Genomic DNA, 15,745 nt, shown 5'->3' with positions numbered 1-15,745 from the left:
GTCCCCGCCGCCCCCGCCGTCCCCGGCATGCCCGCCGGCCCCGCCTTCGCCGCCGACGCCGCTAACAGCCCCGCCGTTGCCGCCCGTTCCGCCGGCTCCGCCGTCGCCACCGCGGCCGCCGTCGCTGCCGTTGCCGGTCGGCCCGGTGGTCCCCGCAGAACCGTTTGCGCCGTTGCCGCCGATGCCACCGACCCCGCCGTTGCCGTACCGCCCGCCGTCACCGCCGCGGCCTCCGCCGGCCCCGCTGGCCCCCGGGGTCGTGCCGTCGGCGCCAGTACCGCCGGCCCCGCCATCGCCACCCGCGTTCGGGGTGAAGCCCTGGGCGCCGTTGACGCCCGGAACCATGCCGACTCCGCCAATGCCGCCCTGTCCACCGAGGCCCGGGTCGCCGCCGTGCCCGCCGGCCCCGCCGGCACCGTTGTTGGTTGTCCAGGTTCCCGTCGCTCCGGCCCCGCCGTTGCCCGGCGCGCCGCCAGTGCCGCCAATGCCTCCGGCGCCGCCGACGCCCTGGCTCGCCGCCTGCCCGAGCGCGTTGGAGCCGCCCACGCCACCTGCGCCGCCGTTTCCTCCGACGCCGCCGGCGCCACCGTTGCCGCCGGCGGTGCCGTCGGCGCCGCGCACCGATCCGACCGCGCCGTCGTGTCCGAGCCCGCCGGCTCCACCGGTACCGCCGGCGCCGCCGGCGCCGCCCACACCACCGGTGCCGAGCAACCCGCCGCTTCCGCCGGCACCACCATTGCCGCCCCGGCCACCGGTGCCGCCGATGCCGCCATCGGGAGCGACTTCGGTTCCCGCGCTGCCCAACGCGCCCCCAGCGCCGGCACCGCCGGATCCCCCGACGCCTCCGGCGCCGAACAGCCTCGCGGCGCCGCCGGCGCCGCCGTCACCGCCGATGCCCCCGGTGAGGACTGCCGCGCCACCAGCTCCGCCGCCGCCACCGTTGCCGTACAGCCAGCCACCGGCGCCACCGGCGCCGCCCGCTGCACCAGCGCCGCCGGTTCCGCCGCTGCCACCGTTGCCGATCAACCCTGCGGCACCGCCGGCGCCGCCGACGAAGCCGGCCGTCGGTTGCGAGTAGCCGTGACCGCCGTTGCCCCACAGCAGCCCGCCGGCCCCGCCGTTGGGGTTGGCCGCGGTGCCGTTGGCGCCGTCGCCGATCAGCGGGCGCCCGAGCAGCGCCTGGCTTGGCGCGTTGATCAGTTGTTCGACGAGTTGCAGCGGCGATGCGTTGGCTGCCTCGGCGGCGGCATAGGCCGACGCCGCCCCACTCATGGCTTGTGCGAATTGCCGGTGAAACGCCGACACCCGCGCGCTCAGCATCTGGTACTCGCGGCCGTAGCTGCCGAACAATGCCGCGATGGCCGCGGATATCTCGTCGTCGGCGGCAGCAGTCAGTGCAGTTGTCGGCGCCGCCGCCGCCGCGCTGGCTTGCGCCAGTGCCGATTGAATCCGGGACAGATCCCCAGCCGCCCCAGCCAACACCTCAGGTACCGCCAACAACGACATGAGAATCCTTCACCTCGCACCGAGCCCCAGAATTGACGCGGATGTGAGAATAGACTTCCGCAGGTCAGACCGCATTAGAGCGCTGTTCTGGTTCGCGACGCCGAATTCGGCGTATTGCGTCCTGTGATTCGGTTGTGACCTGCTCGGATTCTGTATTCGCTTGCGACTACGGATACTCTGTTGGGGATGGTCCCCCTCTGGTTCACGCTCTCCGCACTGTGCTTCGTCGGTGCGGCGGTGTTGTTGTACGTCGATATCGATCGACGTCGCGGACGCAGCCGGCGCCGCAGGTCGTGGGCGCGCTCGCACGGATTCGACTACGAACGCGAATCCACCGACATCCTGCACCGCTGGAAGCGCGGCGTGATGTCGACGGTCGGCGATGTCCCGGCCTACAACGTGGTACTCGGCCAAATCCGCGGTGAGGCCGTCTACATCTTCGATCTCGAGGAAGTCGCCACGGTGATTGCGCTGCACCGCAAGGTGGGCACCAACGTCGTCGTCGATTTGCGGCTCAAGGGGCTCAAGGAACCGCGCGAGAGCGATATCTGGCTGCTCGGCGCGATCGGTCCGCGCATGGTGTATTCCACCAACCTCGACGCCGCCCGGCGGGCCTGTGACCGGCGCATGGTCACCTTCGCGCACACCGCGCCCGACTGCGCCGAGATCATGTGGAACGAGCAGAACTGGACCCTGGTCGCCATGCCCATCGCCAGCACCCGCGCCCAGTGGGACGAGGGTCTGCGCACTGTGCGCCAATTCAACGACCTACTGCGGGTGCTGCCCCCGTTGCCCGCCGAAACGCCGCAAGAGGAAGGCGAGTCCGAGGGACGCCGCAACGCGGCGCCGGGCCGTCCGCTGGCCCAGGCCGCCCGCGCGGAGTTGCCTCAGCGTCGCGCCCAGGCGGACCCGATCGCCGGAGTGATGCCCGATCCGGCCCGCCGGGCCGCCGAGCCGGTTGCCCGTGAGGAAAGCCGATCTGAGGGCTCCCGTCGTCCGCCGCGGACCGGACGCAATGGCCAGCAGGCCAGCAACTACCAGCGCTGAGAGCACATGCCTCGACCCGTTGCGCTGATTACTGGGCCGACCTCCGGCATTGGTGCCGGATACGCGCGCCGCTACGCCCGCGACGGCTATGACCTCGTCCTGGTCGCCCGCGACGGGCATCGGCTCGAGCAACTGGCCGGCGAGCTGAAGTCCGAGGCCGGCAGCGTCGAGATCATGCCCGCGGACCTGGCGCAGGCCGGTGACCGCGACAAGGTAGCCGAGCGGCTCGCCGACGGCGTGCAGGTGCTGGTCAACAACGCCGGCTTCGGCATGTCCGGCGAATTCTGGGCGACCGATCCGGCGGACCTGCAGCGGCAACTGGACGTCAACGTCGCCGCGGTGATGCACCTGACCCGCGCCGCGCTGCCGGCCATGAGGGACGCCGGTACCGGCACCGTCATCAACATCGCCAGCGTCGCCGGCCTGCTGCCCGGTCGCGGATCGACCTACTCGGCGTCCAAGGCGTGGGTGATCTCGTTCAGCGAAGGACTCGCAAACAGCTTGCAGGGCAGCGGCGTTGGCGTGCATGCGGTGTGTCCGGGCTACGTGCACACCGAGTTCCACAGCCGTGCCGGGCTGGACATGGCGCAGGTGCCGTCGTTCATGTGGCTGGAGGTGGATGACGTCGTTCGGGAGAGCCTCGCCGACATCGCCCGCGGCAAGGTCGTCATCGTGCCTGGCACGCAGTACAAGTTCCTGGTGGCCACTGGCCGGGCCATGCCGCGTCGGCTGGCGATGCTGTTCACCAAGCGATTCGGCGGCGGCCGTGGCCGGACCTGACCCGCAGGCCAAGGCCGAACTGGCCGAGCTCGTGCGCCGACTTTCGGTGGTACACGGGCGGGTCACCCTGTCCTCCGGCAAGGAGGCCGACTACTACGTCGACCTGCGCCGGGCCACCCTGCACCACCGGGCGTCGGCGTTGATCGGCCGGCTGATGCGGGAGATCACCGCAGACTGGGACTACGCACTCGTCGGTGGCCTGACACTGGGCGCCGACCCGGTGGCCACCGCCATCATGCATGCGCCCGGCCGGCCTATCGACGCGTTCGTGGTGCGTAAGTCGGTGAAAACCCATGGGATGCAACGGCTTATCGAAGGGACCGAGGTGTCGGGTCAGCGCGTGCTGGTGGTCGAGGACACCAGCACCACCGGCGGCTCCGCGCTGACGGCGGTGCGCGCCGTGCGCGACGCCGGCGGTGAGGTGATCGGAGTGGCGACAGTGGTGGACCGCGCGACCGGCGCCGCCGAGGCGATCGAAGCCGAGGGTGTGCCCTATCGCAGCGTCTTAGGCCTCGCCGATCTGGGGCTGGACTAGGCCGCGTGCGCGTTCGGGTTGCGCTGATTGCTGTACTGGCCTGCTGCGCTCTGGTGGGTTGCTCGGGTTCGGATCGGCCCGGCCGGATCTTTGGCGCCCAGAGCGCCCGGATCGGGGAATCGGTGGCCGTGCTGGGCTGGAACATCTCGGTGTCGAATCTGCGCTGGGGGCAGGACTTCGTGCTCGTCGACGTCGACGCCGCGCCGGCGGATCCAAAAGCGCCGCGCGCCAAGGCCGAAGATGTCCGCTTCGGGCTCTACGGCGCGCTGTCACATCCGATGGAAGCCAACGCGCTGGGCAGCTGTGACGACGCGGTGACCAAAGTGCCCGACGTCTCGCCGCTGAAGGCGCCCCCGGACCGGTTGACCGGCACCGTCTGCCTGGGCCCGCTGAAGGAACGCAGCGCGGTGCGTGGCATCTACGCCTACTCACCGCACGAGCGGATCGCCGGCACCTCGGCCGCGTACGCCGCGGCCTTTCCGGTGGGCCTGCCGCCCACCAACGTCAACGACACCGGCTTGGTCGTCAAGTCCACCAACGCATCCGGTTGGCGGGCCGACGGCTTGCCGATCAGCAAGGCGCAGTTGAGTGACCCCACGGCGTTCAACGGGAACGGCTACATGCTGCTGAACCTGGAAGTCGGGGCGATCGGGGCGCAGTACCGCGACGACTCCGCAAGGCGCGGTGGACCGCTGATGCTGGTGGTCGCGCCGAGCCTGCCGAACCGCGGACTGAACCCGGCCTGCGCGGCCTACGGGTCGTCGGTACTGATCCTGCCCGACGCGTCACGAGACTCGATCCAGGTCAACGCATCGCTGTGCACGTCGGGCGAGATCAGCCAGGCGCTGTTGTATGCGACGGTGTCGATCGAAGGCACCCACGCCGCGGTGTGGACCGCCAAGTGAGCGGGCTAGAGCCTGGGCCGACTGAGTGGGGCAGCCCGGCCACCGGCGTCGGACCGTGGCCCGGCGCGTTGCCCGACGACCCCCGCTATGACCCAGACCTGTTGCGCGACGGTGATACTCGCAATGTCGTCGACGCCTACCGGTACTGGACCCGGGCAGCCATCATCGCCGACATCGACCGCCGCCGGCACCCGTTGCACATCGCGATCGAGAATTTCGGGCACGACGCGAACATCGGCTCGGTGGTGCGCACCGCCAACGCGTTCGCCGTGGACACCGTGCACATCGTCGGGCGGCGGCGGTGGAACCGCCGCGGTGCCATGGTGACCGACCGTTACCAGCGCTTGTGTCACCACGACAGCACCGCCGAGCTGATGGAGTTCGCGGCCGCAGCCGGTCTGGCGGTGGTCGCCGTCGACAACGTCCCCGGCGCGGCCCGGCTGGAAGAGACCTCGCTGCCCCGCGACTGCCTGTTGGTCTTCGGCCAAGAAGGACCGGGCATCACTGACGACACCCGCACGGGCGCGGCGATCACGGTGTCGATCGCGCAGTTCGGCTCGACGCGCAGCATCAATGCCGGTGTGGCAGCGGGCATTGCGATGCACGCCTGGATTCGCCAGCACGGCGACCTGACGCGCGCCTGGTGAGTTCTCAGCCAGGCAGGCCGTCGGTGCCGGCTTTCCCAGCGGTGCCAGTCTGACCAAGGCCTCCGGGGCTGCCATCGATGACGCCGTCCCCGCCGCTACCGCCTGAGCCTGGGTTGCCGCCGGTTCCGCCGGCAGCACCGGCACCACCAGTACCTGCTGCGCCGTTGGTACCAAACAGGCCGCCCGCGCCGCCGGCACCACCGTTACCACCCTTGCCCCCATCGCCACCATCGCCGCCGTTGCCGCCGGAACCGCCGTTGCCACCATTGCCGGACGGGAAACCAAAGCCTGCTTCCCCGCCGTTGCCGCCGGGGCCGCCCTGATCGCCGGCGCCGCCTGCGCCGGCGGTACCGCCTATGCCACCGGCACCACCGTTGCCGACCAGCAGACCGCCACGACCGCCCGTGCCCCCGGAGCCACCGTTGCCGCCGGTGCCGCCGGAGGCACCAACGCCACCGGACCCGCCGTTCCCGCCCGGGCCACCGCCGATCAACCCGCTGCCGCCGGTGCCACCATTTCCGCCTGCGGCGCCGATGCCTCCCACACCGCCGGCGCCGCCGGCGCCGCCGATACCCGCTAGAGTCGCCGGGCCGTTGCCGCCGTTGCCGCCGTCGCCGCCGGAAGCGCCGGCGCCGCCGGCCCCGCCGGATCCTCCGCTTCCGCCCCGGCCACCTGCACCGGTGCCCTGGCCGCCGTCACCGCCGGTGCCGCCGGGAGCGCCGACACCGCCGATACCTCCGGTACCGCCGTTGCCACCGGTGACCGTACCGGTGCCCCCATCACCACCCGTGCCACCGGCCTGGCCAATGGTGGGGGCGCTGACGCCGTTTGCTCCGGGCCCGCCGGGACCGGCGATTCCAGCAGCGTTGCCAGGTGTTCCGAGGCTGCCCGGAGCGGCGGCGGGACCCTGATTCTGCAACGGCGTGGGGTTGACGCCGGGTGCCCCGTCAGCGCCGAGCCCGCCGTGTCCGCCCGCGCCACCCTGACCGAACAGGCCGGCTGCGCCGCCCACTCCGCCGTCGCCGCCATTGCCGCCGGCTACCACGGCGTTGCCGCCGGCACCCCCGGCTCCGCCGGAACCGAACAACAGCCCCCCGGCGCCGCCATTTCCGCCGGGCGCACCGGGCGCACCGAGTCCGCCGGCGCCGCCATCGCCGAATAATCCGGCCGCGCCACCGTTTCCGCCTCGGGGATTCGCCACACCTCCCGAGCCGCCCTTACCGCCATTGCCGAACAACAACCCGCCGGGACCGCCGTTCTGCCCCGTCCCGGGCGCTCCGTCGGCGCCGTTGCCGATCAGCGGGCGGCCTAGCAGCGTCTGACTGGGCGCGTTGATCAGCCCGAGCAGAACCTGCTCGGCGTTGGCGGCCTCGGCGCCCGCATAGGAGTCCGCGGCTGCGGCCAAGGCCTGCATGAACTGGGCGTGGAAAGCCGACGCCTGGCCACTGATCGCTTGGTAGCTCTGCGCGTGCGCGCCGAACACCGCCGCGATCGCCGCCGAGATTTCGTCGGCGCCGGCGGCCAAGACGGTGGTCGTGCGGGACGCCGCAGCCGCGTTGGCGGCATTGATTGTTGATCCGAGGCCGGCCAGATCCGCCGCCGTCGCGGCCAGAGCTCCAGGAACTGCGGTGATAAACGACATGGCCCGGTCCTTCCGCCAACCGGCACAATGAATGCATGAGCCGCACTCGCGGAGCAGACGTTATCACCGCTGAACCGATTGAGCCAGAGCTGCAGGCTGAACCGGATTCCCAACTGCGCCTAGGTCATTCGTCCTAGAAGCAGATTCTTTTATTGCGGCTTGGCGGGCCTCATCTTGAAGGAGACCTCAAGCTTGATGCGGTAGGTGATCTTGCCGGTGGCATCCACGGCGAGGTCTTGTTCGATGACCCGGGCCACCCGGATGTCATCGACGCTCTCCCGTGCCCGCTGCACCGCCTCGGTTGCGGCCTGCTCCCATGACGTGGGGCTGGTCCCGATGATGTCGATCACCTTGTACACGCTCATGGGGGTAAAGCGTATAGCTCGGGTGTGCGCTCGTGGACTCGAGTGTGCGAGGGCGTCGTACATTCGGCGATTTTGGCGCCCCAGATGCACAGTCGATGCGGCTAACTCCACAGCGTGACGTGCACCTTCGGCCGAAACCGGGTCACGCCGACCCCGTTGCCGCGGATCATGGCCTGGATGCAGCGCGGTGTGGTGATGAAGCGGACCAGTTCGGACACCGCGGGCTGGCGGGCCGAGGGCGCCAAGGTCGTCGCGCACCACTCACCGGCCTTGTCCAGACCCGGCCCGGTCACGTGTGTCAACCGACCGGCGGCTAGGTCCTTGGCCACCGCGAAGCCGATGGTCAGCGTCGCGCCCCCGACCCGCAGCACCTCTTCCAAAGCGGCGGCGTCACTCTGAAAAATACGTTGCTGGGACTCCGGAATCGCCAAGCGGGTCAACATGTTTGCGATCTCGCCGTCCGCGCTGCCAGCCGACGGGCCGAGCATCCACTGCTGCTGTCGCAGCAGCGCGGGTGTCGGAATGCCCACGGCCAAAGGGCTTTCCGGCGCTACCACGGTGATGATCTGGTATTTCAGGAACGGCCGCACGAACAGGTCGGTGCTGACCGAACTCTCGCTGGCCGGCCCGATCGCGATGTCCACCGCCCGGGAACAGATCAGATCGCGGAACTGACTCGTCGGGTGCACGCTCAGCTCCACGGACAGGTCGTCTGCCCGGGACGAGAACAACTCGATCAGTCCGGGCGCGGCATGCTCGGCGAAAGTGCTGGAGGCGGCGATGCGCAACAGGCGGCGCCCGTGGGCGGCCTCGGTGACCTCGATGGCGGTTTGTTGTTGCAGCCCCAGGATTTCCACCGCGCGGCTGGCCAGCCGCAATCCGCCGGGGGTGAACGCCAGTCCGGCTCCGGTCCGGGCGAACAGCGGGTCGTCGAGCTCCTTGCGCAGCGCCGCGACGTGCATCGAGATTCCGGCATCGGACATGCCCAGTTCGGCGGCCGCGGCTCGTACCGAGCCTAGCCGCACTACCGCCGAATAGGCCCGAAGTTGAGCCGGGGTCATGACGATGAGCCTACGTTGAGAGCATGCGTGACGTGCTTGCCGATCTGATGTCGATCTGGCGCGCGGGCCAGACCGCCGGATTGGCGACCGTGGTGCGGACCATGCGCTCGGCACCGCGCCAGCCCGGCGCCGCGATGGTGGTGGCGCCGGACGGGTCGGTGAGCGGATCGGTGTCGGGTGGGTGCGTCGAGGGCGCGGTGTACGAACTGGCCACCGAGGTCGCCGGCGGGGGAGTGCCGCGGCTGGAGCGGTACGGGATCAGCGATGATGATGCGTTCGCTGTCGGACTCACCTGTGGCGGGATCATCGACATCTTCGTCGAAGCGGTGTCGCAGGCGACGTTCCCCGAACTCGACGCGGTGGCACAGGCTATCGAGGCCCACCGGCCGGTGGCCGTCGCGACCGTCATCGCCCATAGCGAGGCGCCCTGGGTGGGCCGCCGGATCGTGATCACACCCGAGAACACCGCCGGCTCGCTGGGCTCGGACCGTGCCGACGCCGCCGTCACCGACGATGTCCGCGGCCTGCTTGCGCTGGGCCGCACCGGAATTCTGGAATACGGACCGGACGGTCAGCGTCGCGGCGAAGGAATGCAGGTCTTCGTGTCGTGTTTCGCGCCGCGTCCGCGGATGCTGGTCTTTGGAGCGATCGACTTCGCTGCCGCCGTGGCGCGGCAGGGCACATTCCTGGGCTACCGCGTCACCGTGTGTGACGCACGCCAGGTCTTCACGACGCCGACCCGCTTCCCGACCGCCGACGAGGTCGTCGTCGACTGGCCGCACCGCTATCTCGCCGCGCAGGCCCAGGCCGGTTCGCTGGACCGGCGCACAGTGATCTGTGTGCTGACCCACGACCCGAAGTTCGACGTGCCGGTGCTGGAGATTGCGCTGCGCCTGGACGTCGGATACGTCGGCGCGATGGGATCACGCCGGACCCATGACGACCGGATGCGGCGGTTGCGGGCCGTCGGCCTGACCGACGCCGAGCTGGCCCGGCTGTCCAGCCCCATCGGACTGGACCTGGGCGCTCGCACGCCCGAGGAGACCGCCGTCTCGATCGCTGCCGACATCATCGCGCGGCGGTGGGGCGGCGGCGGGCGGCCGCTGGCCGAGATCGCCGGCCGCATCCACCACGACGCCGCGGACGCGCAGGTCGAGGGCGAGTTAACGGATCACTTAACTCGACATTGACGCCCCTGGGCCCCGGGCAGACACTTCTCGGCATGCAAGTACCTGGCCCCTTCGAATACGAACGCGCGACGAGCGTGGACCACGCCATCGGACTACTGGACCGGCTGGGGGAGGAGGCGCGCGTGGTCGCCGGCGGACACAGCCTGCTGCCGATGATGAAGCTGCGCATCGCCAACCCCGAGTACCTCATCGATATCAACGACCTGGCACCCGAGTTGGGCTATGTGATCACCGATCCGACGCTGGTGCGGATCGGCGCGATGACCCGCCACCGGGAGATCCTCGAGTCCGACACGCTGGCCGCGGTGTGCCCGATCTTCCGCGATGCCGAACGGGTGATCGCCGATCCGGTGGTGCGCAACCGCGGCACGCTGGGTGGATCGCTGTGCCAGGCGGACCCCGCCGAGGATCTGTCCACGGTGTGCGAAGTGCTGAACGCGGTGTGCCTGGTGCGCGGGCCTGCCGGGGAGCGTGAGATCGGCATGGACGACTTCCTGATCGGCCCCTACGAGACGGCGGTCGCCCCGAACGAGATCCTCATCGAGACACGAATCCCGGTGCGGCACCGAACGTCCAGTGCGTACGCCAAAGTGGAGCGACGGGTGGGGGACTGGGCGGTGACGGCCGCCGGGTCCGCCGTCACTCTGGACGGGGACTCCATTGCCGCCGCCCGGGTAGGACTGACCGCGGTGAACCCGGACCGGGCCGCGCTGGCCGAGCTGTCGGCGGCGCTGGTGGGCCGGCCGGCAACCGAAGAAACGTTCGCCGAGGCCGGCCGGCTGGCCGGACAGGCCTGCGAACCGGTGACCGACGTCCGCGGCACCGCCGACTACAAACGGCATCTGGCCGGGGAACTGACCATCCGAACCCTGCGCAGCGCGGTGCAGCGAGTGCGCAACCAGCCTCAGCCAGAAGGGAACTGATCGTGCAGGTGAACATGACCGTCAACGGCGAACCGGTCAGCGCCGACGTGGAGCCCCGCATGCTGCTGGTGCACTTCCTGCGAGATCAGTTGCGGCTCACCGGAACCCACTGGGGTTGTGACACCAGCAACTGCGGAACGTGCGTGGTCGACGTCGACGGCGTGCCGGTCAAGTCGTGCACCATGCTGGCCGTCATGGCGTCCGGGCACAGCGTGCGCACGGTGGAGGGGCTGGCCGGGCCGGACGGCACCCTGGACCCGGTGCAGGAAGGGTTCATGCGCTGCCACGGACTTCAGTGTGGTTTCTGCACACCGGGGATGATGATCACCGCCCGCGCACTGCTGGACCGCAACCCCGATCCCGACGAGGAGACCATTCGGGAAGCGATCTCCGGGCAGATCTGCCGCTGTACCGGATACACGACGATCGTGCGGTCCATCCAATGGGCCGCCGAGCACTCCCAGACCGAGGCGACCACATCATGACGACGATCGAATCGCGGCCTCCTTCACCCGAAGACACCGCGGACAACGACCAGAAGCCCTGCGGCTACGGCCGGATGCTGCGCAAGGAAGATCCCCGGTTCATCCGGGGCCGGGGGCGCTACGTGGACGACGTCGTGCTGCCCGGCATGCTGCACCTGGCGATCCTGCGCTCGCCGTTCGCGCACGCCAACATTGTCAGCATCGATGTGACTGCCGCGCAGGCACATCCGAAGGTCAAGGCGGTGATCACCGGCGCCGACCTGGCGGCCAAGGGGCTGGCCTGGATGCCGACGTTGTCCAACGACGTACAGGCGGTCCTGGCCACCGACAAGGTCCGCTTCCAGGGCCAGGAGGTGGCTTTCGTCGTCGCCGAGGACCGGTACTCGGCCCGCGACGCGCTGGAACTCATCGACGTGGAGTACGACCCGCTGGACCCGGTCGTCGACGTCCGCAAGGCGCTCGATCCGTCGGCCCCGGTGATCCGTACCGACCTCGACGGCAAGACCGACAATCACTGCTTCGACTGGGAAACCGGCGACGCCGCGGCCACCGACGCCGCGTTCGCCAAGGCCGACGTGGTGGTGAAGCAGGAGATCGTCTATCCCCGGGTACACCCGGCGCCGATGGAAACCTGCGGCGCGGTGGCCGATCTGGACCCGGTGACCGGAAAGCTGACGTTGTGGTCCACCAGCCAGGCCCCGCACGCGCACCGCACGCTGTATGCGTTGGTCGCCGGCCTGCCCGAGCACAAGATCCAGGTGATCTCGCCCGATATCGGGGGCGGGTTCGGCAACAAGGTTCCGATTTACCCGGGCTACGTGTGCGCGATCGTCGCCTCGCTGGTGCTGGGCAAGCCGGTGAAGTGGATGGAGGACCGCAGCGAGAACCTGACCTCGACCGGGTTCGCCCGCGACTACGTCATGGTCGGTGAGATCGCCGCCACGGGCGACGGCAAGATCCTGGCGATCCGCACCCACGTGCTGGCCGACCACGGCGCGTTCAACGGCACCGCGGCGCCGGTGAAATACCCGGCCGGGTTCTTCGGGGTGTTCACCGGCAGCTACGACCTCGAGGCCGCTTACTGCCACATGACCGCGGTCTACACCAACAAGGCGCCCGGCGGGGTGGCGTATGCCTGTTCCTTCCGCATCACCGAGGCGGTGTATCTGGTCGAGCGGCTGGTGGATTGCCTGGCCTTCGACCTGAAGATGGACCCGGCCGAGCTCAGGCTGCGAAACCTGTTGCGGCCCGACCAGTTTCCGTACACCAGCAAGACCGGCTGGGTCTACGACTCCGGTGACTACGAGACGACTTTGCGCAAGGCCATGGACATGATCGGCTATGACGCATTGCGGGCCGAGCAGGCCGCCAAGCGGGAGCGGGGCGAGCTGATGGGCATCGGCATGTCCTTCTTCACCGAGGCCGTGGGCGCCGGGCCGCGCAAGGATATGGACATCCTCGGTCTCGGCATGGCCGACGGCTGCGAGCTGCGTGTGCACCCGACCGGTAAAGCCGTGGTGCGGCTTTCGGTGCAGACCCAGGGCCAGGGGCACGAGACGACCTTCGCCCAGATCGTGGCCGAGGAGCTCGGCATTCCGCCCGAGGACATCGACGTGGTGCACGGCGACACCGACCAGACCCCGTTCGGGTTGGGAACCTACGGCAGCCGGTCGACCCCGGTGTCAGGGGCGGCGGCCGCGCTGGTGGCCCGCAAGGTCCGCGATAAGGCCAAGATCATCGCCTCCGGCATGCTGGAGGTCTCGGTGGCCGACCTGGAGTGGGAGAAGGGCAAATTCCACGTCAAGGGTGACCCGACCGCGGCGGTGACGATCCAGGACATCGCGATGCGGGCGCACGGCGCCGGTGATCTGCCCGAAGGTCTCGAGGGGGGTCTGGACGCGCAGATCTGCTACAACCCGTCGAACCTGACCTATCCCTACGGCGCGTACTTCTGTGTGGTGGACATCGATCCCGGAACAGCCGTCGTCAAGGTGCGGCGCTTCCTCGCCGTCGACGACTGTGGCACCCGGATCAACCCGATGATCATCGAGGGGCAGGTGCACGGCGGGATCGTGGACGGCATCGGGATGGCGCTGATGGAGATGATCGCCTTCGACGAGGACGGCAATTGTCTGGGCGGCTCGCTGATGGACTACCTGATCCCCACCGCGCTGGAGGTGCCACATCTGGAGACCGGCTTCACGGTGACGCCGTCGCCGCATCACCCGATCGGCGCCAAGGGTATCGGCGAATCGGCCACCGTCGGGTCACCGCCTGCGGTGGTGAACGCTGTGGTGGATGCGTTGGCGCCGTTCGGCGTTCGGCATGCTGACATGCCGCTGACTCCGTCGCGGGTGTGGGAGGCCATGCAGGGCCGGGCCAGGCCGCCGATCTAGCATGAGCATTAGCGAACGGGCACAACAACTCAGGGCGTCGCGCAAGCCCTTCGTGCACGCGACGGTGGTGCGTGCCGAGCAACCCACCTCGGCGCGCGCGGGCGACGAGGCAATCCTGCTGCCGGACGGCACTATTGAGGGCTTCGTCGGCGGCCAGTGCGCGCAGAACTCGGTCCGCAAGGCGGCGCTGGGGGTGCTGCAGGCCGGTGAGAGTGTGCTGTTGCGGGTGTTGCCGGACGGCGACGTCCATTTCCCCGAGGCGCCCGGCGCCTGCGTGGTGGTCAACCCGTGCCTGTCCGGCGGATCGCTGGAGATCTTTCTGACGCCGCAACTGCCTGCACCGCTGATCCGAATCTACGGCGAGACGCCCATCGCCGAGGCGCTGACGCAACTGTGCGGGGTGCTCGGCTACGAGACGCGCGGAGACGGCGGGTGCGAGGGCGACCTGACCGACACCAGCGCCGTGGTGATCGCCAGCCACGGCGGCCCGGAGGCCGAGGTCATCCGCGCCGCACTCGATCACGGTGTCGGCTACATCGGGCTGGTGGCCAGCAAGGTGCGCGGCGCGTCGATCCTCGCCGGGCTCGAACTCACCGACGAAGAGCGGTCCCGCATCCACACCCCGGTCGGAGTCGCGATCGGCGCCAAGACACCCCCGGAGATCGCCGTGGCCATCGCCGCAGAACTCATCGCGGCGCTGCGGGAGGGGAGCCTGAGGCGGGCTGAGCCGGCGCTACGGGTTCCGCAGCCGGCGGAGCATGGTCATCACGGTTGCCACGCGCATGCCGGTGAGGACGTCGGGTGAGCGATTCGCGTGTCACCGGTGTGGTGCTGGCGGCGGGCGCATCCCGGCGGCTGGGTCAGCCGAAACAGGTTCTGCCCTATCGCGAAACCACGGTGTTGGGGGCGACTCTGGACGCCGCCCGCGCCGCTGGTTTGGATCAGCTGATCGTCACCCTGGGGGGCGCGGCGCAGGCAGTACGCGGGCAGGTGTCGCTGGACGGGTTCGACGTGGTCACCGTCGACGACTTCGGCGCGGGCTGTTCGGCGTCGCTGAGGGTGGCGCTGGAGGCGGTGCACCCGCACTCATCGGGAGTCGTGCTGATGCTCGGTGACCAGCCAGGCATCGATCCGGCCGACGTGCAGCGCATCGGAGCCGGAGGCGCCGACATCATGGTATGCCACTACACCGACGGTATAGGACATCCATTCTGGTTCAGCCGCAACATGTTCGGGGAACTGTCGCGCCTGCACGGCGACAAGGGCGTCTGGAAGCTGATCGAGTCGGGCCGTCACCCGGTGGGCGAATTGCGCGTCGAGCGTCCCGTACCGCTCGATGTGGACACCTGGGAGGACTACCAACGACTGCTGGCGACCGTGCCATGACGCTGCGCAGCCCCGGCGACGTGGCCCGGCTGTTCGACGAGAATGACTACCTGCTGGACACCGGCACCGCGTCGGCGATCTACCTGGCGATGCAGCTGGGCAGGCCGCTGCTGCTGGAAGGTGAGCCCGGCGTCGGCAAGACCACCGCGGCCAAAACCCTTGCCAAGGTACTGAATACGCAGTTGATCCGGCTGCAGTGCTATGAAGGTCTGACCGCGAGCGAGGCGCTCTACGACTGGAACTACCAGCGGCAACTGCTGTCGATCCGGCTCGCCGAGGCCAGCGGCGCCGGCATGACAGCAGACGAGCTCTACACCGAGGCATACCTGGTCGACCGGCCTATCCTGCAGTGTGTGCGCCACCGTGGGCCGGTGCCGCCGGTGCTGCTGATCGACGAAATCGACCGCGCTGACGACGAATTCGAGGCGCTGCTGCTGGAGTTTCTGGGCGAGGCCGCGGTCACCGTGCCCGAACTGGGTACGTTCGTCGCCGCGCAGCCGCCGATCGCGGTGCTCACCTCCAACCGCAGCCGTGACCTGCACGACGCCCTGCGGCGGCGCTGCCTCTACCACTGGATCGACTACCCGGCACCGGCCCGGGCCGCCGCCATCGTGCGCCGCACCGTACCGGGCGCCACCGCGCCGCTGATCGAGCATGCCACCCAATTCGTCAGCGCGGCAAGAGCACTCGATCTGGACAAGCCGCCGGGGCTGGCCGAGACCATCGACTGGGTCGCGGCCTTGGTAGCGCTGCGGGTCGCCGATCTGGTCGACGAGTCGGCGTTGATCAGCCTGGGTGCGCTGGCCAAGACACCCGAGGATCGCACTGCGATCCGCGATGCGTTAGTGGAATACAGCCGAACATGAAAGGACTGTCA

At 69.6% G+C, this 15,745-nt stretch carries 16 protein-coding genes; 12 read left to right on the top strand and 4 right to left on the bottom strand.

What is annotated here, in order from left to right; genetic code table 11:
* Positions 1-1,506 (bottom strand): PE family protein (locus AWC08_RS23850; protein WP_142283768.1); only part of this gene is annotated, 1,506 nt, incomplete at its 3' end.
* A 186-nt stretch (positions 1,507-1,692) separates the two neighbouring features.
* Here AWC08_RS23850 and ttfA point away from each other — a divergent pair.
* From ttfA to AWC08_RS23825, 5 genes are read left to right on the top strand one after another with little or no spacing between them, the layout of a single operon-like run.
* On the top strand, positions 1,693-2,553 hold the full coding sequence (gene ttfA / locus AWC08_RS23845) for a trehalose monomycolate transport factor TtfA (RefSeq protein WP_065133328.1): 861 nt from the start codon (positions 1,693-1,695) through the stop codon (positions 2,551-2,553).
* A 6-nt stretch (positions 2,554-2,559) separates the two neighbouring features.
* Complete coding sequence (locus AWC08_RS23840) at positions 2,560-3,333, top strand: SDR family NAD(P)-dependent oxidoreductase (protein WP_069435481.1); 774 nt, start codon at positions 2,560-2,562, stop codon at positions 3,331-3,333.
* Positions 3,320-3,868 carry an orotate phosphoribosyltransferase gene (pyrE, locus tag AWC08_RS23835; RefSeq protein ID WP_065133330.1) on the top strand — a complete coding sequence of 183 codons (549 nt, stop codon included), beginning with the start codon at positions 3,320-3,322 and terminating at the stop codon, positions 3,866-3,868. The genes AWC08_RS23840 and pyrE overlap by 14 nt, the downstream gene beginning before the upstream one ends.
* Before the next feature lie 5 nt (positions 3,869-3,873).
* Positions 3,874-4,773: a hypothetical protein gene (locus AWC08_RS23830; protein ID WP_069435480.1), complete on the top strand. Its 900-nt coding sequence runs from the start codon at positions 3,874-3,876 to the stop codon at positions 4,771-4,773.
* Positions 4,770-5,420, top strand: a complete 651-nt coding sequence (locus tag AWC08_RS23825; RefSeq protein WP_172835111.1) for a TrmH family RNA methyltransferase — start codon at positions 4,770-4,772, stop codon at positions 5,418-5,420. The genes AWC08_RS23830 and AWC08_RS23825 overlap by 4 nt, the downstream gene beginning before the upstream one ends.
* Positions 5,421-5,424: 4 nt before the next feature.
* Here AWC08_RS23825 and AWC08_RS23820 read toward each other — a convergent pair whose 3' ends face one another.
* The 3 genes from AWC08_RS23820 to AWC08_RS23810 form a co-directional block, all read right to left on the bottom strand.
* Positions 5,425-7,062: a PE family protein gene (locus tag AWC08_RS23820; RefSeq protein WP_085088271.1), complete on the bottom strand. Its 1,638-nt coding sequence runs from the start codon at positions 7,060-7,062 to the stop codon at positions 5,425-5,427.
* A 149-nt stretch (positions 7,063-7,211) separates the two neighbouring features.
* Positions 7,212-7,427 (bottom strand): dodecin family protein, encoded by a 216-nt coding sequence (locus tag AWC08_RS23815; RefSeq protein ID WP_065133334.1) that lies wholly within the window; start codon positions 7,425-7,427, stop codon positions 7,212-7,214.
* 101 nt (positions 7,428-7,528) lie between these two features.
* Positions 7,529-8,488, bottom strand: coding sequence for a LysR family transcriptional regulator (locus AWC08_RS23810; RefSeq protein WP_069435602.1), 960 nt, complete (start codon positions 8,486-8,488; stop codon positions 7,529-7,531).
* Positions 8,489-8,511: 23 nt separating this feature from the next.
* Between AWC08_RS23810 and AWC08_RS23805 the strand changes: the two genes are divergently transcribed.
* Genes AWC08_RS23805 through AWC08_RS23775 form a run of 7 tightly spaced genes read left to right on the top strand, consistent with a single transcriptional unit; the run spans position 8,512 to position 15,734 of the window.
* Entirely contained in the window at positions 8,512-9,678 is a 1,167-nt protein-coding gene (locus AWC08_RS23805) for an XdhC family protein (protein ID WP_085088268.1), read from the top strand.
* Between the two features lie 32 nt (positions 9,679-9,710).
* Positions 9,711-10,601 carry an FAD binding domain-containing protein gene (locus tag AWC08_RS23800; RefSeq protein ID WP_065133337.1) on the top strand — a complete coding sequence of 297 codons (891 nt, stop codon included), beginning with the start codon at positions 9,711-9,713 and terminating at the stop codon, positions 10,599-10,601.
* Between the two features lie 2 nt (positions 10,602-10,603).
* Positions 10,604-11,086, top strand: a complete 483-nt coding sequence (locus tag AWC08_RS23795; RefSeq protein ID WP_069434585.1) for a (2Fe-2S)-binding protein — start codon at positions 10,604-10,606, stop codon at positions 11,084-11,086.
* Entirely contained in the window at positions 11,083-13,482 is a 2,400-nt protein-coding gene (locus tag AWC08_RS23790) for an aerobic carbon-monoxide dehydrogenase large subunit (RefSeq protein WP_069434584.1), read from the top strand. Before AWC08_RS23795 ends, AWC08_RS23790 begins: the two co-directional genes overlap by 4 nt.
* 1 nt (position 13,483) lies before the next feature.
* Positions 13,484-14,287 (top strand): XdhC family protein, encoded by an 804-nt coding sequence (locus tag AWC08_RS23785; RefSeq protein ID WP_082986250.1) that lies wholly within the window; start codon positions 13,484-13,486, stop codon positions 14,285-14,287.
* Positions 14,284-14,868: a nucleotidyltransferase family protein gene (locus AWC08_RS23780; protein WP_065133340.1), complete on the top strand. Its 585-nt coding sequence runs from the start codon at positions 14,284-14,286 to the stop codon at positions 14,866-14,868. The genes AWC08_RS23785 and AWC08_RS23780 overlap by 4 nt, the downstream gene beginning before the upstream one ends.
* A complete protein-coding gene (locus AWC08_RS23775; RefSeq protein ID WP_065133341.1) occupies positions 14,865-15,734 on the top strand; it encodes an AAA family ATPase in 870 nt (289 codons plus the stop codon). The genes AWC08_RS23780 and AWC08_RS23775 overlap by 4 nt, the downstream gene beginning before the upstream one ends.
* Positions 15,735-15,745: the final 11 nt, after the last annotated feature.

Origin of the sequence: Mycobacterium gordonae, from assembly GCF_002101675.1 — a bacterium.
GTDB lineage: Bacteria > Actinomycetota > Actinomycetes > Mycobacteriales > Mycobacteriaceae > Mycobacterium > Mycobacterium gordonae.
Note: the sequence above shows the minus strand (reverse complement) of the source record. Positions and strands in the feature narration are given on the sequence as shown.